The organism is Streptomyces noursei ATCC 11455 (genome assembly GCF_001704275.1).
Taxonomy (GTDB): Bacteria; Actinomycetota; Actinomycetes; order Streptomycetales; family Streptomycetaceae; genus Streptomyces; species Streptomyces noursei.
Genome location: NZ_CP011533.1, coordinates 1,140,804 through 1,166,676 on the forward strand (window position 1 = coordinate 1,140,804; position 25,873 = coordinate 1,166,676).

The following is a 25,873-nucleotide window of genomic DNA, read 5'->3' on the forward strand; positions in this document are numbered from 1 at the left end:
AACTGCTGCTGGTGCGGAGAGCTGACGCGGAGGGGGGCGGTGCGGGGACACTCCCCCGCACCTTCGATCAAACACGGTGCGCAAGCCCACCATCGGTACCGGCGGGCGGAAAGCGGATGAATTCTGGGTGCACGGCGTGCCCCGGCGTACGCCGGGGTGTCAGCGGGTGGTCGGTGCGGAAGCCGCACCGGCCTCCGGGGCGGGCGAGAGGTAGGCGCGGTAGCCGCGGAAGCTCCCGGTGCCGGACAGCGCCGCGGGCCGCCAGCCGCGGGCCAGGACGGGCCGGGCGGCGGACGGCGGGACGAGCACCGCGACGGGCTGGTGGGCGGCCGTGGCGCGCAGCTGCCGCGGGGTGGCGCCGGCGTCGGGGCCGGCGGTCTGCCGGGAGGCGCAGCCGGCGTAGTAGGCGAGCTGGACGGCGTGGTCGCCGGTCAGGACGCAGGGCGGCCGGACGCCGAGCGCGTGCAGGGCGGTGGCGGCGGCCGTGAAGTCCTGGCGCATGTGTCGGTTGCGGGCGGTGTTCCCGGTCAGCACCGCGAACTGGACGGCCAGGTGGGCGGCGAGCGCCGCGGCGAGCAGCGCGGTGGCGCGCGGCCGGAGCCGGCCTGCGGGGGCGGCAAGTCGCCACAGGCCGTCGGCCACGGGGAGGGACAGCAGGGCGTAGGCGGGCAGCAGGAAGCGGGGCGCGGCGTAGTCGATGAGGAAGAGGTACGGCACCGCGGTCGCCACCGCGACGGCGGTAGGCAGCAGCGCGGTGGCCGGGCGCCGGGCGCGCACCGCCGCCAGCACGCCACCGGCGGTCAGGAGCGGCAGCACGAACCACCACACGGCGGTGACGGGATGGGTCCAGGGCACGTCGCAGGGGCGGCACAGCCCGCGCCCGTCCAGGCTGCGGATCTGGTCGTCCACGGCCAGGTTCCAGCCGATGCCGCCCTGGATCTCGGCCGCGCGCCGCAGACGGACGAGCAGGCCCCCGTAGCGGAGGTACGCCTCGACGATCCAGTCCGCGGCGCCCAGCAGCAGCCCACCCGCCAGCAGCAGGACCAGGGCGGGGCGCCGCCGGGGTACCGCAAGGGCCGCGACGGCCGGCACCAGCACCAGCCAGCCGGCGTCCGGCGGGCGCATCAGCGCCGTCGCCGCGACGGCCAGCGGCAGCCCGACGAGCGCCCGGCGGTCCGTGCGGTCCTGTACGGCGCGCAGGAAGCAGCCGGTGGCCGCGAGCGCCCCGTAGGCGGACCAGAGGTTGGGCATGACCTGGGGCCCGTAGTAGAGGGTGATCCACAGCGTGGCGAAGAGCGCGCCGCCGAGGGCCAGCACCCGGGTGGGGAGCAGCCGCCGCCAGACCCGCAGCGCGGCCCACAGGCCGGCGCCGGAGAGCAGCGCGAGGGTGATCCGCAGGGCGGTGGCGGAGGAGGTCAGCGCGGCGGCCGGGGCGATGAGGTAGGTGATGCCGCGGGCCCGGGGCGCGCTGAAGAAGGCCGCCGGTACGTCCCGGGCGACCTGGCTGGCGTAGACCGTCTCGTCCCAGCCCAGACCGGTACCGGGGACCACCAGGATCAGCTGGAGGAGGGCGAAGGCCGCGCCGGTGAGGGCCAGCCAGGGCAGCGGGCGCGCCGCGGCACGCGGCACGGCGGACGGCCGGCGGTGCGCGGGGCCGGGCGCCGGGGCCGTCCGCACCGCCCGGCCCTCCGGCAGGGACCGGCTCTCTTCCATGGGCACACCTCGGGGGATGGGTGGGCGCACCTGGGGACGGTCCGCCGAGCGGTCCCGGACCGGCCCTGGTCGGGTCCACCGCCATCATGCGGGCCGCGGACCCGCCCGGCACTCCGCGCTCGCCTGTTCGGCAGGCTGCTTCGGCCTGCCGACGGGTCGGACGCGCCGCCTACACTGGGCGCTCTGGGCCACCGACGGGACGGAGAGCGGCAGTGGTGAGGAGCATCGAGGGGGAAGCCGCGGCGGCCGATCCGTCCGCCGAGGTACTGGCCGAGGCGGCCGCGATGTTCGGGCTGCTGGCCTCTCCCCCACGGCTGCACATCGTCTGGGCACTGGCCCAGGGCGAGAGCGACGTCAGCGGACTGGCCGAACGGGTCGGCGGCGCCCTGCCCGCGATCAGCCAACACCTGTCCAAGCTCAAGCTCGCCGGACTGGTGCGCTCCCGCCGCGAAGGCCGCCGGGTCGTCTACTTCGTCGACGACCCCGACACCGTCGCCGTGATGCGCACCCTCGTCGTCCAACTCGCCGCCCGTAGCGAGGGTGTGTCGCCGGCCCGCCTGCGTGAACTCGGTGCCTGAGATCACCGCGGCGCCGGGGGCCGGCCCGGTGCCCCCGGACGCGGAAGCGGTGCGCGCGGACGTCGGGGCCGGGACGGTGGAGCCGGCGGCGATGACCGCGATGACGTCGTTGCAGCTGCTGCGCCGGTTGGACAGCGGGCCGCGCGGGCTGACCGAGGCCCAGGCGGAGGAGCGGCTGGCCCGGTGCGGGGAGAACACCGTGCCGTCGTGGCGTCCGGTGTCCTGGCCGCGGCGCTTCCTGGGGGCGCTGCGGGATCCGTTCACCACGGTGCTGCTGTGTCTGGGGCTGGTCTCGGCGGCCGTCGCGTCCTGGGGCACCGCCTGCGTGATCATGACGCTGGTGGTGGTCAGCTGCGCGCTGCGGTCCGGCGGTGAGCACCAGGCCGGTCGGGCGATGGCGGCGCTGCAGGAGCTGGTCGCCACCACCGCGACGGTGCAGCGCCGGTCCGCCGCGGACGCGCCGCCGCAACTGCGGGAGCTCCCCGTCGACCAGTTGGTGGTCGGCGACGTGGTGCGGCTGGGCCCCGGCGACCTGGTGCCGGCGGACGTCCGGCTGCTGCGCGCCAACGGGCTGACGGTGCACCAGGCGGCGCTGACCGGGGAGTCCGCGCCGGTGTCGAAGCGCGCGGTGGACGCCCCGTCCGGCACCGACCCAGACGCGCCCGAGCCGCCGCACATGTGCTTCCAGGGCAGCAGCGTGGCGACCGGCAGCGGGACCGGTCTGGTGGTGGCGACCGGCCCGGACACCCGGTTCGCCGCCGCGTACCGCGGGCCGGCCCGGCGGCGCGGCGAGACCGCCTTCGACCGGTCGGTGCACGGCATCGCCTGGACGCTGATCCGCTTCATGCTGCTGACGCCGCCGCTGGTGCTGATGGCCAATGCCGCGCTGCGCGGGCGGGGGCTGGAGACGCTGCCGTTCGCGGTGGCCGTCGCGGTCGGGCTGACGCCGGAGATGCTGCCGGTGATCGTGACCACCGCGCTCGCCCGGGGCGCCTCGCTGCTGGCCCGGACCAGCGGGGTGATCGTCAAGCGGCTGCCGGCGCTGCACGACCTCGGCGCGATCGACGTGCTGTGCCTGGACAAGACCGGCACCCTCACCCAGGACCGGCCGGTCGTGGTGCGGTCCGCCGGCCCGGACGGCGCGCCCGATCCGGACGTGCTGCACTGGGCGGCCGTCAACAGCTTCTGGACCATCGAACTGGCCGAACTGCCGGTGCCGGACGCCCTGGACGAGGCGGTGCTGACCGCCGCGGACGAACGGGGCACGGACCCGCTGGAGTACGAGGGCATCGCGGCGCTGCCGTTCGACCCGATGGTGCGGATGTCCACGGCGGTGGTCCGCCGCCCGGGGCGGCACGGCACCCACACCCTGGTCGTCAAGGGCGCGGTGGAGGACGTGCTGGAGCGGTGCGGGCGGCTGCGGACCGGCGGCGGCGAGACCGCGCTGGACGAGGCGGCCCGGGAGCGGCTGCTGCGGTGCGCAGCCGAGGAGGCGGACGGCGGATTCCGGCTGCTGGCGGTGGCCCGTGGCGACCGCCGGCCCCGGCTCGGCGGATACACCGACGGGGACGTGCGGGGCCTGACCTTCCTGGGCTTCGTGGCGCTGAGCGATGAGCTGGCGCCGTCGGCGGCGGACGCCCTGCGGGTGCTGACCGAGCGCCAGGTGGCGGTGAAGGTGCTCACCGGCGACCATCCCGGCACCGCGGCCCGGGCCTGCCGGGACCTGGGGCTGCCGCCGGGCGAGGTGGTCACCGCCGGCCGGCTCGCCGGGCTGGACGGGCCGGCGCTGGCCGAGGCGGTCGGCGCGGCCACGGTCGTGGCGCGCTGCACGGCGCAGGACAAGGCCAGGATCGTCGCCGCGCTGCGGGCGGACGGGCACACCACCGGGTTCCTGGGCGACGGGGTCAACGACCTGCCGGCGCTGCAGGCGGCGGACGTCGGGATCTGCCCGCGCGGGGCGGTGCCGGTGGCGCGCGAGGGCGCCGACGTGGTGCTGGCCGAGAAGGACCTGACCGCGATCGAGCGGGCGATCACCGCCGGCCGGCACGCCAGCGGCAACATCGCGGCCTATCTGCGGATCACCCTGTCGTCCAACCTCGGCAACGTGATCGCCATGCTGGCGGCGGGACTGCTGCTGCCGTTCCTGCCGATGTTGCCGGCGCAGGTCCTGGTGCAGAACCTCTGCTTCGACGCGGCACAGCTCTCGCTCGCCTTCGACCGGCCGACCGTGGGGGCGGCGCGCCGCCCCGCGGTGCTGCGGCCGCGGGTCTTCCTCCGCTTCATCACCGGGTTCGGCCTGATCAACGCCATGGCGGACCTGGCGACCTTCGGGGTGCTGGCGTTCGTCGCCCATGCCACGCCGGGGACGGACAGCCCGACGATGTTCCACGCCGGGTGGTTCACCGAGAACCTGCTCACCCAGGGGATGGTGATGCTGCTGCTGCGCACGGGGCGGCGGGCCGCCGAGGGGCGCGTGGTGGGGCCGGTCCACCTGGCGGTGACCGGGCTGGCGGTGGTCGGCCTGCTGCTGCCGGTGTCGCCGGTGGCCCCGCTGCTGGCCATGTCGGCGCCGCCGCCGCTGTACTACCTGCTGCTGTCGGCGGTCCTGACGCTCTACGGTGCGGCGCTGGCGTTCGCGCGGATGCGGTACGCGCGCCGGGAGAGCGGCGAGGGCGTGCCCGACGGATCGCCGGAACGATCCGCGGAACACGCCCTCGTAGGGGGTCAGAACGCCTGACGGGGCGGGCGGCTCACCAGTCGCCGCCTCCGCCGTCGAACCCGCCACCGTCGAAGCCGCCGCCGTCGCCGAAGCCGCCCGCGAAGTCGGCCGCGTTGAAGTCGGCGCCGGATTCGCTGCCGCCCTCGGGGCCGTTGAAGAACGACGGGGAGTCGGCGTACGCGCTCGGGGCGCTGAGCACCGAGCCGAGCACGGTCCCGGCGACCATGGCGGTGAGCACACCGCCGCCGCCGAAGTAGCCACCGGCCCACGGCGAGTAGGCCGGTCCGGCGTCCCAGTAGGGCTGCGGCCCGCCCGGGGTCTGGACGGTGCGGGACATCGGCTCCAGGCCGTCGGCCACGCGGGTGGCGTCGGCGGCGCAGGCCGGGACCGGGCGCGGGGCACCGCCGGGCGGGGCCCACTGGACGTCCGCGGTGGAGGGGCCGTGCCGCGGGTCGAAGAAGCAGGGCAGTCGGCGCTCGGGCAGCGGGGCGCCGGTGCGGCGGGCGGCCAGGGTGGCCAGCGCGAACCGGCCGTCCTGAAGGGCCTCGGTCACCGGGCGGACGTCCTCGGGGCGGCGGGCCTCGGCCATCCGCGTCTTGGCGAGGTCGTAGGCGTCCAGGGCGCTGGTGTAGTCGGTGCGCATGGCGTCGGTGGCGCCGGGCTCGGACGGGTTGAAGTCGAGGCGGTCCAGTTCCTCGCCGAAGGCGGTGATGTCCTCGTCGACGACCACCCGCAGGGCGTCCAGTTCGGCGCGCTCCCGCTCCTCGCGCTGCTTCCTGGCGCGGCGCAGGAGGGCGTAGCCGCCCACGCCGCCGGCCACCACCACGGCACCGCCGATGAGCAGGCCGGTGGCCGAGCCGCCGCCTTCGCCGTCGTTCCAGGAGGAGGGTGCCGCGCCGTGCGCCTGGGCGGCCGCCTGCTGGGCGAACTCGGTGACCATGCCCTTGGTGTCGCCCATGTGGGAATGTTGCGCGGCGTCCTTGAGGTTGACCGCCGCGTTGTGGGGCAGGACCTGTCGGTCGGCGCCGGCGTTGAAGCCGTTGGCGCCGATGTGGACGGCGTAGACGCCGGTGATGCCGACCTTGGTGCGCAGGTCCCGCATCAGGGTCGCCCGGGGGAATTCGGGGGCGTCCGGCAGGACGGCGACGAAGACCGGCTTGTCGGCGTTCCGTATCTTCTCCGCGAGGGCGTTGCGGTCGGCGTCCGGGAGCTGGTCGCGGACCCGCGGATCGACGTACACCGGGCTCTTCTTGAGCGCCTCGGCGACGGTGTCGAGGCCGGTGCCGGCGGCGTGGGCGGGCTGCGGCAGGGCGGCCGCCCCGACGAGCAGCACCAGGGCCGCCAACAGCAGGCCGGTCAGGAGTCTGGGCAGAGCGCCGGGCGATGGCCGGCGAAGGGCGGACATAGGGCTGATCTTCTCCTCGACATCATGGTGATACAGGGGACATGGGCAAGAGGTGACGTACCGGTGCCGGTCATCGCCGCGCGATGCGCTGCGGCTAACCGTACGAGAGATCGGAGCACGGGTCGTCGGCGGCGGAGCGGGCGGCGCCGCCCGCGCTTCCCGGCGGGGTGGTCGGGGCGCCGGCGCCGAGGGCGGGCCGGTCGGCGTAGTCCCGGCCGAGGGTGACGCGGACACCGGGGGCGGCGGCCTGCTGGAGGACCGCACCGGGGAAGTACCGGGCGACGGTCCGGGCGGGCTCCTGCCGGCCGGGGCCGTATCCGATGACGGTGGTGGTGTGCTGCTGACCGGCGGCGGTGGCGGTCCGGGTGATCTCGAAGCCAGCCGCGCGCAGTTCGGCGGCGGCGTGCGCGGCGAGCCCGGGGACGCTGGTGCCGTTGTAGACCGCGACGCCGATGCCGGCCACGGTCGGTGCGGCGTCCGGCGTCGGGACGGGCGGCGGGGCCTTGCCGTCGTCCGGGGCACCGGTGCCGCCGGCGGCCCGGCCGTCCACGGCGCGGTCGGCGCGCAGCCCGGCCCACAGCTCGTCGGCGTCCGGGTGGACGATCGCGACCCGGGCACCCTGGTAGCGCCAGGGCAGGGTCCGGAACGTGGTGTTGTGCAGGTCGACGTCCCGCATCGACAGGGCGAAGGCCAGGAGCCGGTCCGCGGAGCCCAGTCCGGGGTCCACGGTCAGGGCCGCGGTGGCCGCCCGGGCCAGCGGGAGCAGCGCGGACGGGTTCATGCCGTGGGACCTGACCTTCTTGATCAGCGCGGCGGTGAACGCCTGTTGCCGCTTGATCCTGCCGATGTCGGAGCCGTCCCCGATGCCGTGCCGGAGGCGTACGTAGTCCAGTGCCCGCTGGCCGGAGACGGTCTGCGGGCCCCGGGCGAAGACCAGCCCGCCGCGGGCCCCCCGGTTCGGGTCGAGGTCCCCCTGGTAGACGTCCTGGGGCAGGCAGACGGGCACCCCGCCGACGGCGGTGGTCAGCGCGGCGAAGCCCGCGAAGTCGACGACGACGGTGTGGTCCACCCGCAGCCCGGTGAGCTGCTCCACGGTGTTCTGGGTGCAGGCGGGGTTGCCCTTGGTCGTGCGGCCCACGGTGAACGCGGAGTTGAACATCGCGTCGGACTGCGGCGGGGTCCATCGGCCGTCGGGCAGCCGGCACGGCGGGATCTCCACCAGGGTGTCCCGGGGGAAGGACACCGCGAGCGCGTGCCGGCCGTCGCCGTAGACGTGCAGCAGGAACGCGGTGTCCGAGCGCCCCACGTCGCCCTCGCCGCCGCCGAGTCGGCGGTTGCCGCCGGCCCGCGAGTCGGAGCCGATCACCAGGACGTTGCTGCCGCCGCCCGCGGCGGGCCGGTTCGCACTGAGGCCGTCCGCGCCGAAGGTGTTGATGTCGCCGTTGAGCTGGAGGTAGACCCAGCCCGCGCCGGCGATCAGCAGCACCAGGAGCGAGAGGGTCAGCGCGGCCGCCGCCCGGATCCCGCCGAGCCCGCGCCGCCCCTCTCCGGCGGCCCCGTCCCCGCCCCCGTGTGCGGCGCCTGCGGTGTGGCTGCGTGTCACGTGTGCACCCTCGTCCGTGCGTTTTCCTGCCGGCAGAAGGCTCTCCCCCGCCCAGGGTTATACAGTTGCGCAATGTAGCAAGTGATACCCGCGGCCGGACCCACGCGACCGGGCGCAGAAACCGACCGTGGTGACAACGAGAGAAGGGTGGCAGCGATGCTGCGCAACGGACTGGAACCCTGGCATCTGCTGGTCGTGGCACTTGTGGTGATCCTCCTCTTCGGCTCCAAGAAGCTGCCGGACACCGCCCGCGCGCTGGGCAAGTCGCTGCGCATCCTCAAGAGCGAGACCAAGGCGATGAAGGACGACGACGGAACGCCGCCCACCACCACGTACGCGCACGGCCCACAGGAGCCGATGGAGGCACCGCGCACGCTGCACCCGGCACCCGGCGCTCCCGCCACCGCCGGCACGACCGGGGCGGCACCCGGCGGCGTCGCCTCCGAGCACCCGGCCGCCGCCCGTACGGACCGGGAGGCCGGACCGCACCCGGCACCGTGAGGCGGGGCGGCAGCGGACGCCCGACAGCCGGATGCGGTGCGCGCCAACTCCCCCTCGGGGGACCACTCCTCAAGGACCACCCCTCAAGGGTCCACCTTGCACGCGGAGTTGGCCCCGCTTCACGGGCTCACCCCGTCGAAGCCGTACCGCAGCGGCTCGCTCTTCACCTTCAGGTCGCGGCGGTAGATGTGCAGCGCCGCGATCTGTATCCCGTCCGGGGCGTTCTCGACCCGGCAGGGGTGGCTCACCTGCAGCACGCTCGGCCGGCCGGCCAGGCGCAGCCGCACCCCGTCGGCGGGCCCGCCGAAGAGCACCGCCGTCTCCCACGGCTCCACGTCCGCCATGTCCCGCATCGCCTTCATGTCATCCATGAGCAACACTTTAGGGATTGCGCAATCAGGGAACCATCAAGAGGTGCGCCGCGTTGTCCGGACAGTGGCCCGACATGGCCCTCGTCCGGGCCGCGCGGCCCGGCACCGGACCGGACCGTCGGGCAACCTTGACTCTCGACCCATCGGGGAATACACGTGCACCAGAACGACCGCTTACAGGCACCGGACACCACCGCATTCGAGCGCACCGTGGACCAGGCCCTGAGCTCCCCGGAGATCAGGGCGGCACTGTCGCAGACGGCCGGTTCGCTCAATGCCGAGCAGCTGCGCAGCGCGGCGCTCGGGGCGCGCGACACCCTCGCCGCCACCGCGACCGCCGAATACCGCGAGCTCGTCCGGGAGCGCGCCGCCGCGGCCGACGCCCCGCGGCCGGTGCCGCCCCCGCCCGCCGCCGGGACGTCGTCCCGGAGCGGCGGGGTGCTGCCCGCGCTGGGAGTGCTGGTGCCCAGCCTGGCCGCCACCGCCGCGGTCGTCTTCCTGCTGTTCGGTTTCGGGCTGCACACGGTGGCCGCGCCGTCCACGCTCGCCGACGAACTGCTCACGGCGGGCTGGACGTCCGCCGGGGTCGCCGGCGTGGCGGTCCTGATCGGGCTGGCCTGGATGCTGGTGACGGCTTCGCGCAACCGTGCGGCGGCCGACGCCCACACGCCCGCCGAGGCCGATCCGCACGTCGCGCGGGCGCACGAAGCCTGGCAACTGGCCCTGCTGGAGCGGGGGATCATGCCGTTCCTGCTCGGTCGGCTCGATACCGCGACCAGCGGCGGGAGACCCCTCGGGCGACCGGCGCTTCCCCGTCCGGCCACGGCCGGGGTGGCCGGCGGCGCGGGTGAGGCCCGTCCGACATCGGCCGACGGCCGCGGCTTCAGCTCTCCCGACTACGCCGCCCCGGACTTCACCGCGCCCGACTTCGGCAGCCCGGGCTTCTCCGGGCCGACGGCGCCCGGGGCGCCCTGACCGGAGCCGTCGAGGAAACCCCTCGGCGGCGTCGGCACCGTCCGGCTACGCCCACGGCCGCCGATCCGCGGCCCTCCCGGCACCGGCGGGCCGGGAGCGCGCGGACCGGGAACTCACAGATGCGCGGCGATGGTGGGCATCAGATCCTCGAAGGTGCGGCCGTGCGCGGGCGCGCCGAGCGCCGCCATCTCCCAACCGCCGCCCGACCGGAAGACCTTGGCCATGATCTGGGCGGTGTGCGAGCCGCCGCCGGAGAGGGAGTAGCGGGCCAGCTCCTGGCCGCTGGTCTCGTCCAGCAGGCGGCAGAAGGCGTTCTCCACCTCCTGGAAGGTCTGCCCGGTGAAGGAGTTGACGGTGAAGACGATCTGGTCGACATGGACCGGCACGCGTGCCAGGTCCACCAGGATCGACTCGTCGTCGCCCCCCTGGCCCGCGCCGCCGACGAGGTTGTCGCCGGTGTGGCGCACCGAGCCGTCGTCGCTCACGAGGTGGTTGAAGAACACGACGTCGACGGGCTGCTGGCCGGCGAAGAGCACCGCCGAGGCGTCGAGGTCGATCTCCCGGGCGGTGAGCCGGGCGAGAAAGCCCTTGCGGCGCGCGGCCTGCCAGCCCAGGCCCATCCGGACCACGCTCAGCGCGCCGCCGTCGGACTTGCTCAGGCTGACCTTCTGGCCCTTGCTCAAGTTCACACTCATCTGATTCCCCATATGTCGGTCTCCAGTGGAAACGGATACACCGGCACGGCAGTTCCGGCTTCCGCCGACCGATCCGCAGGTCGGCTCGCGGGAGGGGCCGACACCGCGGCCCGGAGGCCGCCGCCGGCCGCCGGACCGGGCACCCGTTCAGTTCCGGGAGTTGCCGAACAGCAACCGGTAGACGATGAGCAGGACCAGGGCGCCGGCGACGGCCGCGACCCAGGTGGCGAGGTCGAAGAAGTTGTGCGCGATCGGTCGGTGCAGGAACTTCGCCGACAGCCAGCCGCCGATGAACGAACCGGCGATGCCGATGAGCGTGGTGCCCACCAGGCCGCCCGGATCGCGTCCGGGAAGCAGGAACTTGGCTATCGCCCCGGCCAGGAGCCCGAGCACGATCCAGCTGATGATGCCCACGGGACATCCTCTCCTCGGTCGTTGTCCACGGCGGTCGCCGTCCACGGCCCTCGCCGCGTAACGGACGTCGCTCTCCAAGGACGCCCTGATGACGACCGCCGTTGCGTACGGACCGAAAATCTACATCACTGTAGAAGTTGGTTGGGCGCGAACGAGCCAGGGCGGTCCGTGCAGCGTTTGCCCGGGTGGCGGGCGGGCGGGACGCTGGAGGCATGGCGTGCGCCGCGCTCCCGGAGACGCTGTCCGGGTGGGCCGTCGAGCGGCCGGGGCCGGTTGCCTCCGGGCCGCTGACGGCGGTGCGCCGGCCCGTTCCGGAGCCGGGGCCCGGGGACCTGCTGGTGAAGGTGGAGGCTTGCGGTGTCTGTCGTACGGATCTGCATCTCGCTGAGGGTGATCTTCCACCGCACCGGCCGGCGACCATACCGGGACACGAGATCGTGGGCCGGGTGGCTGCCGCGGGTGCGGCGGTGACGCGGTTCCGGACCGGCGACCGGGTGGGCGGGGCCTGGCTGCGCGCCACCTGCGGGGAGTGCCGGTACTGCCGGTCCGGCGCCGAGAACCTCTGCCCCGCCTCGCGGTACACCGGGTGGGACGCGGACGGCGGATTCGCGGACCTGACGCTGCTCGCGGCGGACTACGCCTACCCGCTGCCGGAGTCGCAGGACGCGGCGACGCTGGCACCGCTGCTCTGCGCGGGGATCATCGGCTACCGGGCGCTGCGGCGGTGCGCGCTGCCACCGGGCGGGCGGCTGGGCATCTACGGCTTCGGCGGCTCGGCACACCTGGCCGCGCAGGTCGCGCTGGCCGAAGGGGCCCGGCTGCATGTGCTCACCCGATCCGCGCGGGCCCGCCAACTGGCGCGCGAACTGGGCGCGGTGTCCACCGGCGACGCCTACGACCGCCCGCCCGAGCCACTGGACTCCGCCATCCTCTTCGCACCGGTGGGCGACCTGGTGCCGGTGGCGCTGGCGGCGCTGGACCGCTCCGGGACGCTCGCCGTCGCCGGCATCCACCTCACCGACATCCCCCCGCTCACCTACCAGGAACACCTCTTCTACGAACGGAACCTGTGCAGCGTGACGGCGAACACCCGGCGCGACGGGCGGGAGTTCCTGGAGACCGCGGCACGGATCGGGATCCGCGTGACGACCACGCCGTATCCCCTGGGCCGGGCCCCCGAGGCGCTCGGCGACCTGGCGGGCGACCGGGTCCAGGGGGCGGCGGTGCTGCTGCCCGACCCGGATTTCAGTCCGTCGTGAGGTAGGCCGCGACGAGGTCGGCGGGGGCCGCCTGCTTCCAGGAGTCGACGAGGATGTCGCGGAGTTCGTCGAGGTCGTCGAGGGCGGCCAGGCGCACCCGGACCCAGTTCGACCCCGCCTCGTGGGGCGGTACCCAGAACTTCTCCGGCTCCGCCGCGATCAGTTCGCCCCGCTCGTGCATCGGGCACCGCACGGCGAACGAGGTCTCGTCGTCCGGCACGGTGATGAACATCTTCCCGGCGACCCGGAAGGTGGGCATCCCCCATGCCTGCTTCTCCGCGGTCTGCGGGAGGGCGAGCGCGATGCGGCGGACGTCGTCGGAGTCGGGCACGGAGCCGGATACGGGGGTCACGTCACCAGCGTACGGTGCGATGATCTCCACGCGGGACGCCCCCGGACCGCCGGAGCGGGGCACCGCGCCGGCGCCCCGCGCTCCCCGCTCCACCGGGCCCGTCGGGGGCTCACCAGGGGGACGGGGCGTAGTCCTTGAGGAAGCAGCCGTGGACGTCCTCGCCCTGCTCGCCGCGGACGATCGGGTCGTAGACCCGGGCCGCGCCGTCCACCAGGTCGAGCGGGGCGTGGAAGCCCTCGTCGGCCAGGCGCATCTTGTCCGGGTGCGGGCGCTCGTCGGTGATCCAGCCCGTGTCGACCGCGGTCATCAGGATGCCGTCGGTCTCCAGCATCTCGCGGGCGCTGGTGCGGGTGAGCATGTTGAGCGCGGCCTTGGCCATGTTGGTGTGCGGGTGGCCCGGCCCCTTGTAGCCGCGGCTGAACTGGCCTTCCATCGCGGAGACGTTCACCACGTACTTACGGCGCGCCTTGGAAGCGGCCATCGCCGGGCGCAACTTGCTGACCAGCAGGAACGGCGCGGTCATGTTGCAGAGCTGGACCTCCAGCAGCTCGACCGGGTCGACCTCGTCCACCGTGTGGATCCAGCTGTTGGTCGCGTGCAGGTCCGGCACCAGGCCGCCGGCGTCGATCGCGGTGCCCGCCTCGATCCGGGCGGGCGAGGCGGAGCCGCTGGTCAGCGCGAGGGCGGTGAGGTTCTCCGCGGTCAGCTCGGTCGCCCCGCCGGGCGCCACGGCGGGCAGCGCGGGGGCGCCGCTGCCGAAGCGGCCGAGGACGACGGAGGTCGGCAGCTCCCCGGCGGGCAGCGGCGCCGACTCGGCCTCGATCAGCCTGCCGTACGCCTCGGGCGAGCGGCGCACGGTCTGCGCGGCGTTGTTGATCAGGATGTCCAACGGGCCCTCGGCGCCGACCGTCTCGGCGAGCGAGAGGACCTGCGACGGGTCGCGGAGGTCGATGCCGACGATCTTCAGCCGGTGCAGCCACTCCGCGCTGTCCGGCATCGCCGTGAAGCGCCGGATCGCGTCGTTGGGGAAACGGGTGGTGATCGTGGTGTGGGCGCCGTCCCGCAGCAGCCGGAGCGCGATGTACATGCCGATCTTGGCCCGGCCGCCGGTGAGCAGCGCCCGCCGCCCCGTGAGGTCCGTACGGGCCTCCCGACGGGCCCGGTTCTCGTGGGCGCAGGACGGGCACAGCTGATGGTAGAAGGCGTCGACCTCGACGTAGCGGGTCTTGCAGACGTAGCAGCTGCGGGGGCGCTCCAGGATGCCGGCGAGCTCCGAGCTCACCGAGCTGGCCAGGGCGCGGCCCATGGTCTCGTCGTCGATGCGGTCGGCGGCGCCGGTGGCGGTGGCCTCGGTGACCGCCTTGTCGTGGGCGGTCTTGGCGGACCGGCGCTCCTGCCGGCGGCGGCGCTTGACCTCGCGGAAGATGCCGGCGGTGGCCCGCCGTATGGTGATCGCGTCGGGGTGGTCCACCGGCAGCTCGTCCAGCTCCTCCAGGACGCTCAGGCAGATCGCCATCCGCTCCGCGTCGATTCCGGCGCCCTCGGCCCGGTCTTCTTCGATCACCGTCATCGCCGCTGCCGCTTTCCTGGATCGTTCGGTCTCTCGGGGCCTTGGGCCCTCGGGACCGCATGTTCGAGCTTCGGCGGAACTTTACTTGACTTCCGCGCCCCCACCCAAAGACGGGGATCGCACCCCCGGTCGGCGGACCGTCCCGCGGGTTCCCGTCCCGCGGCACCGCACGGGCAGGTGCACCCGACCTCCCCGCCCGCTGCGGGCCGAGCCATGTCACGGCCGGCCGGGCTGTCTCGTCCCAGGTGACGAAGACAGCTTCGGGAATCCGGAAGGCGCTGGTCATGCGAGTGTGCGCGGCAGATGGGGGCGGGGTCGTGGGACGGCGACCGGTGACATGCGGTGGGCCGGCGACGGCCACCACGACGCGTGCGGCCGAGACGGTGGAGGCGGCGGAGACGGCCACGACGGGCCGCACGGATCACACGGACGGGACGGACGGGACGGACGGGACGGACGGGACGGATCCGGCGGCGTCGGGTCGGTGCGACGACGGCCGCGCCCCGGCCGGACGGGAGGGCGCACCGGACGACCGCGACGGTTGTGACGCACGCCGGACGGCCCGGCGGCGAGCAGGCGGAACCGGCATGCCCCGGGCCGAGGAGTTCGAGCGGCTGCGACCGCTGCTGTTCTCGATCGCGTACCGCATCCTCGGCAGCGTGAGCGAGGCGGAGGACGCCGTCCAGGACACCTGGCTGCGCTACGAGGCGACCCCGACCCGGCCCACGTCGACCAAGTCGTTCCTGTCGGCCGTGGTCACCCGGATCGCGATCGACGTGCTGCGCTCGGCGCGGGTCCGGCGCGAGGAGTACGTCGGGCCGTGGTTCCCCGAGCCGCTGCTGTCCGACCCCTACCAGGACCCGGAGCGCTCGGCGGAGCTGGCCGACTCGCTGTCGATGGCGGCCCTGGTGCTGCTGGAGCGGCTCAGTCCGCTGGAGCGCGCGGTCTTCGTGCTGCGGGACGTCTTCGCCTTCGGCTTCCCGGAGATCGCCTCGGCGGTGGGGCGTTCGGAGGCCGCGTGCCGTCAACTCGCCGTGCGCGCACGGCGCCACGTGGCGGCCGGCCGGCCCCGGTTCGAGGCCGACCGCACCGAGCACGAGGAACTCGCCGGGCGGTTCTTCGACGCCTTCAAGGAGGGCGACGTCGACGGGTTGCGGGAGCTGCTGGCCGCCGATGTGCAGGCGGTCGGCGACGCCGGCGGCAAGGCCCCGCTGTGGGGGCGGGGCGCCTTCGGCGTCGAGAACGTGGCCCGGCTGCTCGCCGCATTCGCCCCGTGGTTCACCGGGATCGACGGCGTCGTGGAGCCGTGCGAGGTGAACCGGCATCCGGGCGCGATCTTCCGCGACCGCGACGGAAAGGTCCTCGGCGCCTGGGCGCTCGACATCCTGGACGGGCAGATCCAGGCGATCCGGGCGGTCCTCAACCCCGACAAGCTCGGCCACGTGGGCCCGGTGGCGGACGCCTGGGCGGCCCTCCGCGAGGCGAACGCGGCGCGCCGCGCCGCCCAAGGGCCGGACGCCACGGGGAGTTGACGATCGCCCCGCCGTCCGCTGGCCCCCGGCCCGCCGCCGCGCCCACCGGCTGCGGCGAACGCGTCGTTCCGCTGCCATGATCACCGGCGATCGACACAATGGGGGCGTGCCGAATCACGCTGAACTCACCCTCGCCGATGGAACATCCATCCGCTTGGAGCTCGCTCCGGCGCACGGCGCGCCCCGGCCGGCGGACTCCCCCGACGGGGACCCCACGGCCGATCTGCCGCACGGGATCGAGGCGTTGGTGCCGATGGCGCGCGGCGGCGAGCGGGCCGCGGCGACCGCGGTGGCGGCGCTGCGCACCACGCTCCGGCCGCTGGGCCCGCTGCTCCAGGAGATCCATGACGCGGTCGCCTCCGCCGAACAGCCCCCGGACCAGATGTCGGTGCAGTTCGGGGTGCAGATCGGCCAGGACCTCAAGCTCGGCATCGTCGGGGCCAACGGGCGGGCCTCGTTGACGATCACCGCCACCTGGCGGCCGCAGCAGGCCGAGTGACGGGTCGGTGCACCGCTGCCCCCGACCCCATAGCGAAATATCGAACTTTCGCAGTCCGGAACGAGAATTCCACCACTTCATCGACGCTGCCGCCGGCCGTCGAACCGGGCGAGGAGCTGCCGCACCGGAGCGGTGATCCCCGCACTCGCTCCGGCGAGGCCGCACCCCGCCCGGCGGCGTAACGTCAGCACTGTGCCGCGGCTGTGGGTAGGTGCGCCATGACGACCGGCGGGGCCGAGAAGGCTCCGCTGGGCCAGGAACTGCTGCGGACGAGGGCGGAGACCGGGGCCTCGTCGGCCATGGTCTACGCGCTGGCGCCGGACGCGCCGGTGCTGCGGCTGACCGCGCTGAGCGGGATCCCGCCGCCGGTGCTGGAGCCCTGGCGGCGGATCGCGCTGGCGGCCCCCATCCCGGTGGCGATCGCGGCGCGCCGGCAGCGGCTGGTGTGGGCGGCCGACCACCAGCAACTGGCCCGGGACTTCCCCCGTACGGCAGTGGCACTGCCGTACGACTTCGCGCTGGGCGCGGCACCGCTGGACGACGGGACCGGCTGCCGGGGCGCGGTGGTGCTGCTGTGGCCGGCCGGCCACGGATCCGAGCTGTCGGCGGCCGAGCGCACCGCGTTCGAGGCCGCCTGCCGGCGACTGGCCGCGCTGCTGCCCGGTGGCGGCACCCCCGACGGGCCGCTGGTGGTCCCGGAGCCCCCGGCCCGCGTCGTCGGCCCCGACGAGGCGCTGGCCGCGGTCGACTACGTCGAGCGGCTGCCCGGCGGCGGCTGCGCGCTCGACCTGGAGGGCCGGGTCACCATGCTCAGTGCCGGCGCGGCGGTGCTGCTGGGCGTGGACGCGGACGCGCTGCGCGGTGCCCGGCCGTGGGAGGTGCTGCCCTGGTTGGCCAGCCCGGCCTTCGAGGACCGCTGCCGCGCGGCGGTGTTGAGCCGCCGCCCGGTCTCGTTCACCGCCTGCCGCCCGCCGGCGCAGTGGCTGGCGTTCCGGCTGTTCCCGGACGGCCGCGGGGTGAGCGTGTGGATCAGCACCTCGGACGAGGAGCCGCGCCCGGAGACCCGCTGGCCCACGGAGGCCATCCCGCTGCGGGCCGGGCAGATGTACCACGTGCTGCACCTGGCGGCCGCGCTCACCGAGGCGGTGGGCGTCAAGGACGTCACCGAGCTGTTCGCCGACCAGATCGTGCCGGCGTTCGGCGCCCAGGGCATGCTGATGTACGCCATGGAGGCCGGCCGACTGCGGACCGTCGCCGAGCGCGGCTATCCGCCGGAGGTCGTGGAGGCGTTCGAGGGCCTGCCGCTGAGCACCGCGCAGAGCCCCACCGTGCGCGCCCTGGCCACCGGCGAGCCGAGCTTCTTCAGCTCCGCCGAGGAGACCGAGGCCCGCTTCCCGGGGCTGGCCCGGCAGACCGGGATGGCGGCCCGCGCGGTGCTGCCGCTGATCGTCTCCGGCCGCCCGGTGGGCTGCTGCGTCCTGGCGTACCGGCGTCCGCGGACCTTCAGCCCAGAGGAGCGACAGGTCCTGACGTCGCTGGCCGGGCTGATGGCCCAGGCCCTGGACCGGGCCAGCCTCTACGACACCGCGCAGCAGCTGGCACACGACCTCCAGGCGGGTCTGCTGCCGCACCGGCTGCCGCCGGTCCACGGACTCCAGGTCGCCGCGCGCTACCTGCCCGCGACCCGCGGGATGGACATCGGCGGCGACTTCTACGACCTGATCCGGCTCGGCGAGCACCAGGTGGCCGCGGTGATCGGCGATGTCCAGGGGCACAACGCGGCGGCCGCCGCACTGATGGGCCAGGCCCGCACCGCCGTGCACGCCTACGCGACCGCCGGCGCAGCGCCGGACGAGGTGCTGGCCCGCACCAACCGGCTGCTCGCCGACCTGGACCCGGACCTGTTCACCAGCTGCCTCTACGTCCACCTCGACCTGCGCACACACCTGGCCTGCCTGGCCAGCGCCGGCCATCCGCCGCCGGTGCTGCGCCACCCCGATGGGCGTACCGACGTGCTGCGGGTGCCGCCCGGGATGCTGCTGGGCGTCGCGCCGGGCACCCGCTTCGCGGCCACCACGGTCGCCCTGCCGCCCGGGGCGGTGCTCGCGCTCTACACCGACGGGCTGGTCGAACGGCCCGGCACGGACCTGGACGACGGGGTGGCGGCCCTGGCCGCCGATCTGGCCGCGGCGCGGTACCCGGACCTGAGCGGCCTCGCCGACACCGTCCTCGCCCGGCGCGGGGCCCATACGGAACGGCTGGACGACGTGGCGCTGCTGCTGCTCGCCCCGACGGCCGACGTACCGGGCGGCGGAGCATGACCCGGTATACCGGGAGGCGGTGCGTCCGCGGGCGGCGTACGGAGCGGAGGGGCACGGATGGATCCGGAGCCGGGCGGTACCCCACCGGACACGGAGGACCGCGGGTATCCGGCGCACCGGGCGCCGGGGTGCGCGGGGCTGCCGGCGCTGGACGCCGCGGTGGCGGAGTGCCGGGCCTGCCCCCGGTTGGTGGCCTGGCGGGAGCAGGTGGGGCGGGAGCGCCGGGCGGCGTTCCGGGACTGGGAGTACTGGGCGCGGCCGGTGCCGGGCTTCGGCCCCGCGGACGCGGCGTTGGCGGTGGTGGGCCTGGCACCGGCCGCGCACGGCGGCAACCGCACCGGCCGGATGTTCACCGGCGACGCCTCCGGGGACTTCCTGTTCGCGGCGCTGCACGCGGTGGGGCTGGCCTCGCAGCCGACCGCCACGCACCGGGGCGACGGGCTGGAGCTGTACGGGGTGCGGGTCACCGCGCCGGTGCACTGCGCTCCGCCGCAGAACCGGCCGACGCCGGCCGAGCGGGACGCCTGCCGCCCCTGGCTGGTGCGGGAGCTGGACCTGCTGGCGCCGGGGTTGCGGGTGGTGGTGGCGCTGGGCGGGTTCGGCTGGCAGGCGCTGTGGCCGGCGCTCGGTGCGGCGGGCTGGCCGGTGCCCCGTCCGCGGCCGGCGTTCGGCCACGGTGCCGAGGTGGCCCTGCCGGCCGCCGCGGGGCGCGGGGAGCTGCGGGTGCTCGGGTGCTACCACCCGAGCCAGCGCAACACCTTCACCCGCACGCTCACCCCGGAGATGCTGGTGGAGCTGCTCGCCCGGGCCCGGGCACGCGCCGGGTTGTGAGGGGGACCGAAAGTCCCGAGGCCAGTACCCTCAGATGGGGTAAATACCACACATAACGCATGCATCCTGCTCGTCCGGCAGAGACGGAACGGCTCAGATGGTGGACTTCGAGGAGCACGGCCACAGTGGGCGGCGAGCACCGCTCGACATCGCCGACGCCGCCCTGGTGCTGTGCGACGCCCGAGGGCGCGTGGAGAGCTGGCCGGAGGGTGCCGAGCGGCTGTTCGGCCACCCGGCCTCGGACGTGGTGGGCCGGGCCGCCGCGGCGCTGTTGGCTCCGGACGACGCGGACCGGCTGCCCGAGCTGGCCGCGGAGTGCCGGGCGCACGGCGGCTGGAGCGGGACGCTCACCGCCCGGCGCAAGAACGGCGCCCCGGTCGACGTCATGGTGCAGCTGGCCCGGGTGACCGACGGCGAGGGCGCCACGCACTGGCTGGCGGTGGCGGCCGAGGCGTCGTCGTTGCCGGGCTGGGAGATGAGCCGGGCGGTGCTGGAGAAGCTCCTGATGCAGACGCCGGTCGGCATGGCCGTGGTCGACACCGACCTGCGGTTCGTCTGGTCCAACCTCGCCCTGGAGCGGTTCGGCGGCGGCCGGGCGCGGGACCGGATCGGCCGGCGGCTGGCCGAGGTCCAGCCGGGCCTCGACGCGGAGGCGTTGGAGGAGCAGATGCGCCGCGTCCTGGAGAGCGGCGAACCGGTCCTGGGCTACGAGCACATCGGCCGCCCGCAGTCCGAACCGCGCCACGAACGGGCCCACGCGATGTCCTTCGTCCGGCTCGACGGCTTCAACGGCCGCCCGCTCGGCGTGTGTTACACCGTCATCGACATCACCGAGCGGTACCGCAACCGCCAGCGGCTGGTCCTGCTGGACCGGGCCGGCACCGCCATCGGCCAGACCCTGGACGTGCTGCGCACCGCGCAGGAACTGGCCGACGTCGCGGTGCCCGACCTCGCCGACTTCGTCACCGTGGACCTGCTGGACTCGGTGATCCGCGGCGGGGAGCCGCTCACCGGGCCGCCCGGCGACGCGGACCGGGTCGCGCTGCGCCGCGGCGGCCAGCAGTCCTCCCGGGCGGGCATCCCCGAAGCGGTCGTCGCCGTCGGGGACCTGGCGTCCTACCACTCCTGGTCCCCGCCCATCCGGGCGATGGCCGACGGCAAGTCGTGGCGGGTGGAGTGGCTGGACCCGCACGGCCCGGAGTGGGCCGCCGACGTCCCCGGCGGCCGGCGGCGGCAACTGCGGGAGCAGGGCCTGCACACCGCGATGGTGGTGCCGATCCGGGCGCGCGGCACGACCATGGGCGTCACCAGCTTCTTCCGCTGCGCGCCCGGCGAGCCGTTCGGCCCGGACGACCAGCGGCTGGCCGAGGAGTTCGTGGCCCGGGCCGCGGTCTGCCTGGACAACGCCCGCCGCTACACCCGGGAGCGCGCGGCGGCGCTCACCCTCCAGCGCAGCCTGCTGCCGCAGGGCGTCGCCGACCACAGCGCACTGTCCCTGGCGACCTGCTACCGGCCGGCCGACGAACTGGCCGGGGTGGGCGGCGACTGGTTCGACGTGATCCCGCTGTCCGGGGCACGGCTGGCGCTGGTGGTGGGCGAGGTGCGCGGGCACGGCATCAGCGCGATCGCCACGATGGGCCGGCTGCGCACCGCGGTGCAGACCCTCGCCGCCCTGGACCTGCGCCCCGAGGAACTCCTCGCGCGCCTCGACGACCTGGTCAGCCGGGTGTCGGAGGAGGGCGGCCAGGGCACGGAGACCGGCGCGACGGGCACCAGCTGCCTCTACGCGGTCTACGACCCGGTCGGCCGCTGCTTCACCATGGCCAGCGCCGGCCACCCGCCACCGGTCATCGTCGCCCCCGACGGCACCGCCGCCTACGCGGAGCTCCCGGTCGGCCCCCAACTCGGCGTCAGCGGGCTCCCGTTCGAGGCCGTCGAGGTGGCCGTCAAAGAGGACAGCGTGCTCGCGCTCTACACCGACGGGCTGCTGGCCGGCGCGGACCGCGAGGCCGGCCAACCGGCAAAGGAGCGGCTGCTGCACTCCCTCGCCGCGCCCGGCGACTCCCTCGACGCGCTGTGCGAGTCGGTCATCGGCGCGCTGGTGCCGCGCCGGCAGCACGACGATGTCACGCTGCTGCTGGCCCGGACCCGCGGGCTGGCCACGGACCGGTTCGCCTCGTGGGAACTGGCCGCCGACCCCGCCGTGGTGGGCCGGTCCCGGGAGATGGCCTCCCGGCAGCTGGCCGAATGGGGCCTGCCGGCGCTGACGTTCACCACCGAGCTGGTGGTCAGCGAGCTGGTCACCAACGCGATCCGGTACGGGTCGGGGCCGATCCGGCTGCGGCTGATCCTGGAGCACACCCTGATCTGCGAGGTGTGCGACGGCTCCAGCACCTCGCCCTACCTGCGGCATCCGCGGACGACCGACGAGGGCGGCCGCGGGCTGTTCCTGATCTCCCAGTTCACCCACCGCTGGGGCACCCGCTACACCACCGACGGCAAGGTGATCTGGGCGGAGCAGGTGCTGACCACCTGACCCCGCCCGGCCCGGCTCACCCGGCCTGCGCGGCGCCGGCCGCCTGCGCCGTCGCCCGCGCCCGGGCCGCCGCCGCGGCCTCCGGTGCGCCCATCTGCTCCGCCAGCCGGGCCTTGGCCGACCAGTTGTAGGGGCAGATCGGGCGGAGCCGGCTGCGCTCGCTGAGCAGGGTGCGGGCCAGGTCGTGGCGGCCGGCCCGGAGCGCGGCCTCGACCAGGGTGCGCTGGACGGCGTCGCGCTGGGCGTGGCTGCCGCCGAAGTCGTTCAGCCGGTGGCGGACCGGCAGCAGCAGATCGGTGGCGCCGGCGAAGTCCCCCCGGCCGTAGGCGAGCAGGGCCCGGCAGACGGGCAGGCCGATGTCGGCGGTCATCGTGCGGTTGGCGGGCGCCGGGCCGGCCGGGGTCCGCGCCAGCCACTGCTCGCGGTCCCGGACGAGCCGCTCGGCCCGGTCCGGGCGGCCGGCACCGACGTACGCCATCACCGCATGGGCGTCGTTGAAGGCGTAGTACGGGCCGTCGTCCCGGCGCTCCCAGGCGTCGGCGACGGCGGCCCAGCGGGCGCTCAGCTCGTGCCCGGCGAGGTGCAGGCGCCACAACAGGGCGGCGGCGTCGATGAGTTCCATGGCCACGTCCCGGGTCTCGTCGTGGCGCAGCGCGGCGTCGTAGATCTCCAGGACCCGGGCGGTGTCGCCGGACTCCAGGGCGTACAGGGCGTAGTGCCACCAGTTGTGGACGGTGAGCAGGGTGCCCTTGGACCAGGCGTCGGTGCGGGCGTCCAGGAAGCGGGTGCCGTCGCTGAAGCGGCCGCGCATCTCGTAGGTGTGCGCCACGCCGTGGATGGCCCAGACGTCCTGCGGGTGCCGCTCCAGCGCGGCCAGGCCGGTCTGCTCGGCGTGTGCGTAGTGGCCGTTCTCCTCCAGGCCGAAGGTGTACATGCCCAGCAGCGGGCCGTAGTGCGGATCGTCGCCGTCCCAGGCGTCCAGGGCGCCACCGACCCGGTCGCGCAGCCGCGGCGCGTCGCCGGTGAGGAAGTCGTGCTGGTGGCCGGCGAAGAGGGCCAGCACGTCGCGGGGGTGGGCGACGGTGATCTCGCCGAGGATCCGTCCGGCGGTGCCGAGGTCGCCGTCCAGCCACGCCTCCGCGGCGGCCAGGTGCATCCGCTCGCGCGGGGTGAGGCGCGCGGGGTCGAGACCGGTGCGGAAGGCGGTGAAGGTGTCGCGGGCGGCCGCCGCCTGCTGTTCCTCCGTGCCCAGCACGCCCAGATAGGCGGCGAGGGCGTGGCCCATCGGGGAGCGGGGCGCGGCGGTCAGCACCGCCCGTGCGGGCTCCTCGATGCCGGGGCGGAAGAACAGCAGGTCGTCCAGGGCCCGTTCGTAGTGGCCGAGGGCCTCGGTGTCGGTCTCGGTCATCGCGTGCCCGTGCCGGTCGGCTGTCATGGTGACTCCTGCGGGTGCGTGGGTGCCGTCGGATCCTGCCGGATCCATGGGTCCGTCCGTCCGGATCCACGGGCACATAGGTACCCCCCCTCGCCCTGCTCCGCCCCGTCTCTTCAGGAAAGGTCCGCTTATGCTCCCTCTGAACGGCATCACCGTGGTCGCGCTCGAACAGGCGGTCGCGGCACCCTTCGCCACCCGCCAACTCGCCGACCTGGGCGCCCGGGTCATCAAGGTGGAGCGCCCCGGCACGGGCGACTTCGCCCGCGGCTACGACGAGACGGTGCGCGGGATGTCCAGCCACTTCGTCTGGCTCAACCGCAACAAGGAGTCCCTCGCGCTCGACGTGAAGAGCCCCCCGGACGCCGCGGTGCTGCACCGGCTGCTCGCCCGGGCCGACGTCTTCGTGCAGAACCTCGCGCCGGGGGCCGCCGAACGGCTGGGCCTGGACGCCGCGGCGCTGCTCGCGGCCCACCCGCGGCTCGTGGTGTGCGGCATCTCCGGCTACGGCACCGGCGGCCCGTATGCCCACGCCAAGGCGTACGACCTGTTGGTGCAGTGCGAGGCCGGAGCGATGTCGCTGACCGGCACGGAGCGAGAACCGGCCAAGATCGGGATCCCGGTGGCCGACATCGCCGCCGGGATGTACGCCTACAGCGGCATCCTGACCGCCCTCTACGAGCGCGAACGCACCGGCCGGGGCGGGTCCTTCGAGGTCTCGATGCTGGAGGCGCTGGGCGAATGGATGGGCTACCCGGCCTACTTCACCCGCTACGGCGGCACCACCCCGCCCCGCTCCGGCGCCGAGCACGCCGCCATCGCCCCCTACGGGCCCTACCCCGCGGCGGACGGTACCCGCGTCTTCCTCGGCGTCCAGAACGAGCGGGAGTGGGCGGCGTTCTGCACCGAGGTGCTGGAGCTCCCCGAGCTGGCGACCGATCCCCGGTTCGACCGGAACTCCGCCCGGGTCGCCCACCGGGAGGCGCTGCGGGAGCGGATCGAGGCGTGCTTCGCCCAACTGGCGGCCGAGGAGATCGAACGGCGGCTGGCCGGCGCCCGGATCGCCCACGGACGGCTGCGGGACGTCGCGGAGTTCACCGCGCACCCGCAGCTCGCCGCCCGGGACCGCTGGCGGACCGTGGACTCCCCCGTCGGCCCGCTGGACGCGCTGCTGCCGCCGGTCACCGTCGCCGGCCGGGAACCCCGGATGGACCGGATCCCGGCTCTGGACGAGGACCGGGCGCGCATTCTGGCGGAACTCGACGCCACGGAACGGGAAACGGAAGGCGAGCGGTGACGGCCCTCTGGCCAGCCGCCGCCCGTCGTACGACCATGTCCCCGGTCCCGTCGCCAGGTTCCCGTCGTCCGGGAGTCGACGGCCGGGCCTACCCTCCCTCCGAAAGGAACCCGTCCATGGGCAGACCCCTCGCCGCCCGCGGCCGTCCCGTCCCCGCGCCGCTGGCCGCCCTGCTGGTGCTCGTCCTGGCACTCCTCGCGGCACCCGCACCGCCCGCGCACGCCGCCGGCGCGCCCGGAGACCCGGCCTCCACCGTCGACGCGTACTGGAGCGCGCGGCGCATGGAGGCCGCCGAACCCGTGGTGGACAAGGGGCCCGAGGCTCCCCGGCCCCGTGCCGCCACCACGCCGATCCCGCCCAGCCACCCCTTCGCGGGGCTGCCCCAGGTGGGCACGTTCTTCTGGACGGACGGCAGCAACACCGGCCGGTTCTGCGGCGGGACGGTGATCCGCAGCCCGCACCGCGACCTGGTCATCACCGCGGGACACTGCCTGCGCTCCCCCGACCCGAAGAAGTACCTGTCCTTCGTGCCGCAGTACCACGACGGGCTCAAGCCGCACGGCATCTACCCCGTCGAGCGGATCTACCTCGACCAGCACTACTACGACCTCGGGACGGACGCCGGCGCCCGCTGGGACTACGCGCTCGTGCGGGTCGGCCCTCGCGAGGACGGCTCCCGGGTCCAGCAGGTGACCGGCGGCTTCGACCTCCTCCCCTACCCCGGGTACGACCACTCCGACGTCCGGCTCATCGGCTACCCCGGCAGCAGCGACGCCCACTACCCCGAACCGCTGGACTGCTCCTCGTCCACGCACCGCTACACCAGCACCGACCCGGCCGCGCCGGGGGACTTCCTGGAGATCCCCTGCGCCGGCTACATCGGCGGCACCTCCGGAGGGCCGTTCCTGGTACGGGACTTCCGCGGCTACGCCGTGATCGGGGTGATCGGCGGCTACCACACCGGCGGGGACACCCCGGACATCTCCTACAGCTCGTACTTCACCCTCGACACGGCGATGCTGTACCTGCACGCCGTGCGGGGCGACACGCCGGCGGCGCCGCGCACCGCGACCTGACGCGTCCGAGCGTATGCGGGACCGCCGGGTGGCCTGAATTCCCCTGTGCCGATGGCCGGTTCACGGTCATCATCGTTCGACCACAGAGGTCATTCGTTCGTCTGTTCTTCATCCGGTGGACGCGGCCGAGTCCATCCGGTGGCTTCTAGGGTTACCGCGCTCCTTCCCCCCATACGCTCGTCACTTCTGTCCGG

The 25,873-nt window shown here is 74.8% G+C and carries 21 protein-coding genes; 12 read left to right on the forward strand and 9 right to left on the reverse strand.

Annotated features, from left to right (window positions below):
• Positions 1 to 159 precede the first annotated feature (159 nt).
• On the reverse strand, positions 160 to 1,713 hold the full coding sequence (locus SNOUR_RS04570) for a hypothetical protein (RefSeq protein WP_067344082.1): 1,554 nt from the start codon (positions 1,711 to 1,713) through the stop codon (positions 160 to 162).
• Between the two features lie 284 nt (positions 1,714 to 1,997).
• Between SNOUR_RS04570 and SNOUR_RS04575 the strand changes: the two genes are divergently transcribed.
• Positions 1,998 to 2,291, forward strand: coding sequence for an ArsR/SmtB family transcription factor (locus SNOUR_RS04575; RefSeq protein ID WP_078876177.1), 294 nt, complete (start codon positions 1,998 to 2,000; stop codon positions 2,289 to 2,291).
• Positions 2,275 to 5,028, forward strand: a complete 2,754-nt coding sequence (mgtA, locus tag SNOUR_RS04580; protein ID WP_167739035.1) for a magnesium-translocating P-type ATPase — start codon at positions 2,275 to 2,277, stop codon at positions 5,026 to 5,028. Before SNOUR_RS04575 ends, mgtA begins: the two co-directional genes overlap by 17 nt.
• Before the next feature lie 13 nt (positions 5,029 to 5,041).
• On the opposite strand, the gene SNOUR_RS04585 is transcribed toward mgtA, so the two are convergent.
• Together SNOUR_RS04585 and SNOUR_RS04590 are read right to left on the reverse strand one after the other, a co-directional pair.
• The gene (locus SNOUR_RS04585) at positions 5,042 to 6,415 is read right to left on the reverse strand and encodes a hypothetical protein (RefSeq protein WP_067344084.1); all 1,374 of its coding nucleotides are present in this window, start codon (positions 6,413 to 6,415) and stop codon (positions 5,042 to 5,044) included.
• Between the two features lie 94 nt (positions 6,416 to 6,509).
• Positions 6,510 to 8,018: an LCP family protein gene (locus SNOUR_RS04590; RefSeq protein ID WP_067344085.1), complete on the reverse strand. Its 1,509-nt coding sequence runs from the start codon at positions 8,016 to 8,018 to the stop codon at positions 6,510 to 6,512.
• A gap of 156 nt (positions 8,019 to 8,174) precedes the next feature.
• Here SNOUR_RS04590 and tatA point away from each other — a divergent pair, with 156 nt between their 5' ends.
• The gene (gene tatA, locus SNOUR_RS04595) at positions 8,175 to 8,519 is read left to right on the forward strand and encodes a Sec-independent protein translocase subunit TatA (protein WP_067344087.1); all 345 of its coding nucleotides are present in this window, start codon (positions 8,175 to 8,177) and stop codon (positions 8,517 to 8,519) included.
• Between the two features lie 119 nt (positions 8,520 to 8,638).
• Here tatA and SNOUR_RS04600 read toward each other — a convergent pair whose 3' ends face one another.
• Positions 8,639 to 8,890 (reverse strand): hypothetical protein, encoded by a 252-nt coding sequence (locus SNOUR_RS04600; RefSeq protein ID WP_079142204.1) that lies wholly within the window; start codon positions 8,888 to 8,890, stop codon positions 8,639 to 8,641.
• A 156-nt stretch (positions 8,891 to 9,046) separates the two neighbouring features.
• Here SNOUR_RS04600 and SNOUR_RS04605 point away from each other — a divergent pair, with 156 nt between their 5' ends.
• Complete coding sequence (locus SNOUR_RS04605; protein ID WP_067344088.1) at positions 9,047 to 9,865, forward strand: hypothetical protein; 819 nt, start codon at positions 9,047 to 9,049, stop codon at positions 9,863 to 9,865.
• Positions 9,866 to 9,978: 113 nt separating this feature from the next.
• Here the strand turns inward: SNOUR_RS04605 and SNOUR_RS04610 are convergent, their stop codons facing one another.
• Positions 9,979 to 10,560 carry a TerD family protein gene (locus SNOUR_RS04610; RefSeq protein ID WP_067357694.1) on the reverse strand — a complete coding sequence of 194 codons (582 nt, stop codon included), beginning with the start codon at positions 10,558 to 10,560 and terminating at the stop codon, positions 9,979 to 9,981.
• A gap of 147 nt (positions 10,561 to 10,707) precedes the next feature.
• On the reverse strand, positions 10,708 to 10,974 hold the full coding sequence (locus tag SNOUR_RS04615; protein ID WP_039629725.1) for a GlsB/YeaQ/YmgE family stress response membrane protein: 267 nt from the start codon (positions 10,972 to 10,974) through the stop codon (positions 10,708 to 10,710).
• A gap of 212 nt (positions 10,975 to 11,186) precedes the next feature.
• Between SNOUR_RS04615 and SNOUR_RS04620 the strand changes: the two genes are divergently transcribed.
• A complete protein-coding gene (locus tag SNOUR_RS04620; RefSeq protein ID WP_067344090.1) occupies positions 11,187 to 12,233 on the forward strand; it encodes a zinc-binding alcohol dehydrogenase family protein in 1,047 nt (348 codons plus the stop codon).
• Here the strand turns inward: SNOUR_RS04620 and SNOUR_RS04625 are convergent.
• Together SNOUR_RS04625 and SNOUR_RS04630 are read right to left on the reverse strand one after the other, a co-directional pair.
• On the reverse strand, positions 12,220 to 12,564 hold the full coding sequence (locus SNOUR_RS04625; RefSeq protein WP_039640159.1) for an MmcQ/YjbR family DNA-binding protein: 345 nt from the start codon (positions 12,562 to 12,564) through the stop codon (positions 12,220 to 12,222). The two genes, SNOUR_RS04620 and SNOUR_RS04625, sit on opposite strands and share 14 nt — an antisense overlap.
• 130 nt (positions 12,565 to 12,694) lie before the next feature.
• Positions 12,695 to 14,155, reverse strand: coding sequence for an SDR family NAD(P)-dependent oxidoreductase (locus SNOUR_RS04630; RefSeq protein WP_067344092.1), 1,461 nt, complete (start codon positions 14,153 to 14,155; stop codon positions 12,695 to 12,697).
• A gap of 587 nt (positions 14,156 to 14,742) precedes the next feature.
• Here SNOUR_RS04630 and SNOUR_RS04635 point away from each other — a divergent pair.
• The 5 genes from SNOUR_RS04635 to SNOUR_RS04655 all read left to right on the forward strand — a co-directional run bounded on the left by SNOUR_RS04635 (position 14,743) and on the right by SNOUR_RS04655 (position 21,874).
• Positions 14,743 to 15,687: an RNA polymerase sigma-70 factor gene (locus SNOUR_RS04635; protein WP_067344093.1), complete on the forward strand. Its 945-nt coding sequence runs from the start codon at positions 14,743 to 14,745 to the stop codon at positions 15,685 to 15,687.
• Positions 15,688 to 15,793: 106 nt separating this feature from the next.
• Positions 15,794 to 16,186: a CU044_2847 family protein gene (locus SNOUR_RS04640; RefSeq protein WP_067344095.1), complete on the forward strand. Its 393-nt coding sequence runs from the start codon at positions 15,794 to 15,796 to the stop codon at positions 16,184 to 16,186.
• Positions 16,187 to 16,404: 218 nt separating this feature from the next.
• On the forward strand, positions 16,405 to 18,507 hold the full coding sequence (locus SNOUR_RS04645; RefSeq protein WP_067344097.1) for a SpoIIE family protein phosphatase: 2,103 nt from the start codon (positions 16,405 to 16,407) through the stop codon (positions 18,505 to 18,507).
• 57 nt (positions 18,508 to 18,564) lie between these two features.
• Positions 18,565 to 19,338 (forward strand): uracil-DNA glycosylase, encoded by a 774-nt coding sequence (locus tag SNOUR_RS04650; RefSeq protein ID WP_067344098.1) that lies wholly within the window; start codon positions 18,565 to 18,567, stop codon positions 19,336 to 19,338.
• Positions 19,339 to 19,435: 97 nt separating this feature from the next.
• Positions 19,436 to 21,874, forward strand: coding sequence for a SpoIIE family protein phosphatase (locus SNOUR_RS04655; RefSeq protein ID WP_067344100.1), 2,439 nt, complete (start codon positions 19,436 to 19,438; stop codon positions 21,872 to 21,874).
• Positions 21,875 to 21,890: 16 nt separating this feature from the next.
• On the opposite strand, the gene SNOUR_RS04660 is transcribed toward SNOUR_RS04655, so the two are convergent.
• Complete coding sequence (locus SNOUR_RS04660) at positions 21,891 to 23,309, reverse strand: tetratricopeptide repeat protein (protein ID WP_067344102.1); 1,419 nt, start codon at positions 23,307 to 23,309, stop codon at positions 21,891 to 21,893.
• Between the two features lie 130 nt (positions 23,310 to 23,439).
• Here SNOUR_RS04660 and SNOUR_RS04665 point away from each other — a divergent pair, with 130 nt between their 5' ends.
• Entirely contained in the window at positions 23,440 to 24,603 is a 1,164-nt protein-coding gene (locus SNOUR_RS04665; RefSeq protein WP_067344103.1) for a CaiB/BaiF CoA transferase family protein, read from the forward strand.
• A gap of 116 nt (positions 24,604 to 24,719) precedes the next feature.
• Entirely contained in the window at positions 24,720 to 25,679 is a 960-nt protein-coding gene (locus tag SNOUR_RS04670; RefSeq protein WP_067344105.1) for a trypsin-like serine peptidase, read from the forward strand.
• The last annotated feature ends 194 nt before the right edge of the window (positions 25,680 to 25,873 follow it).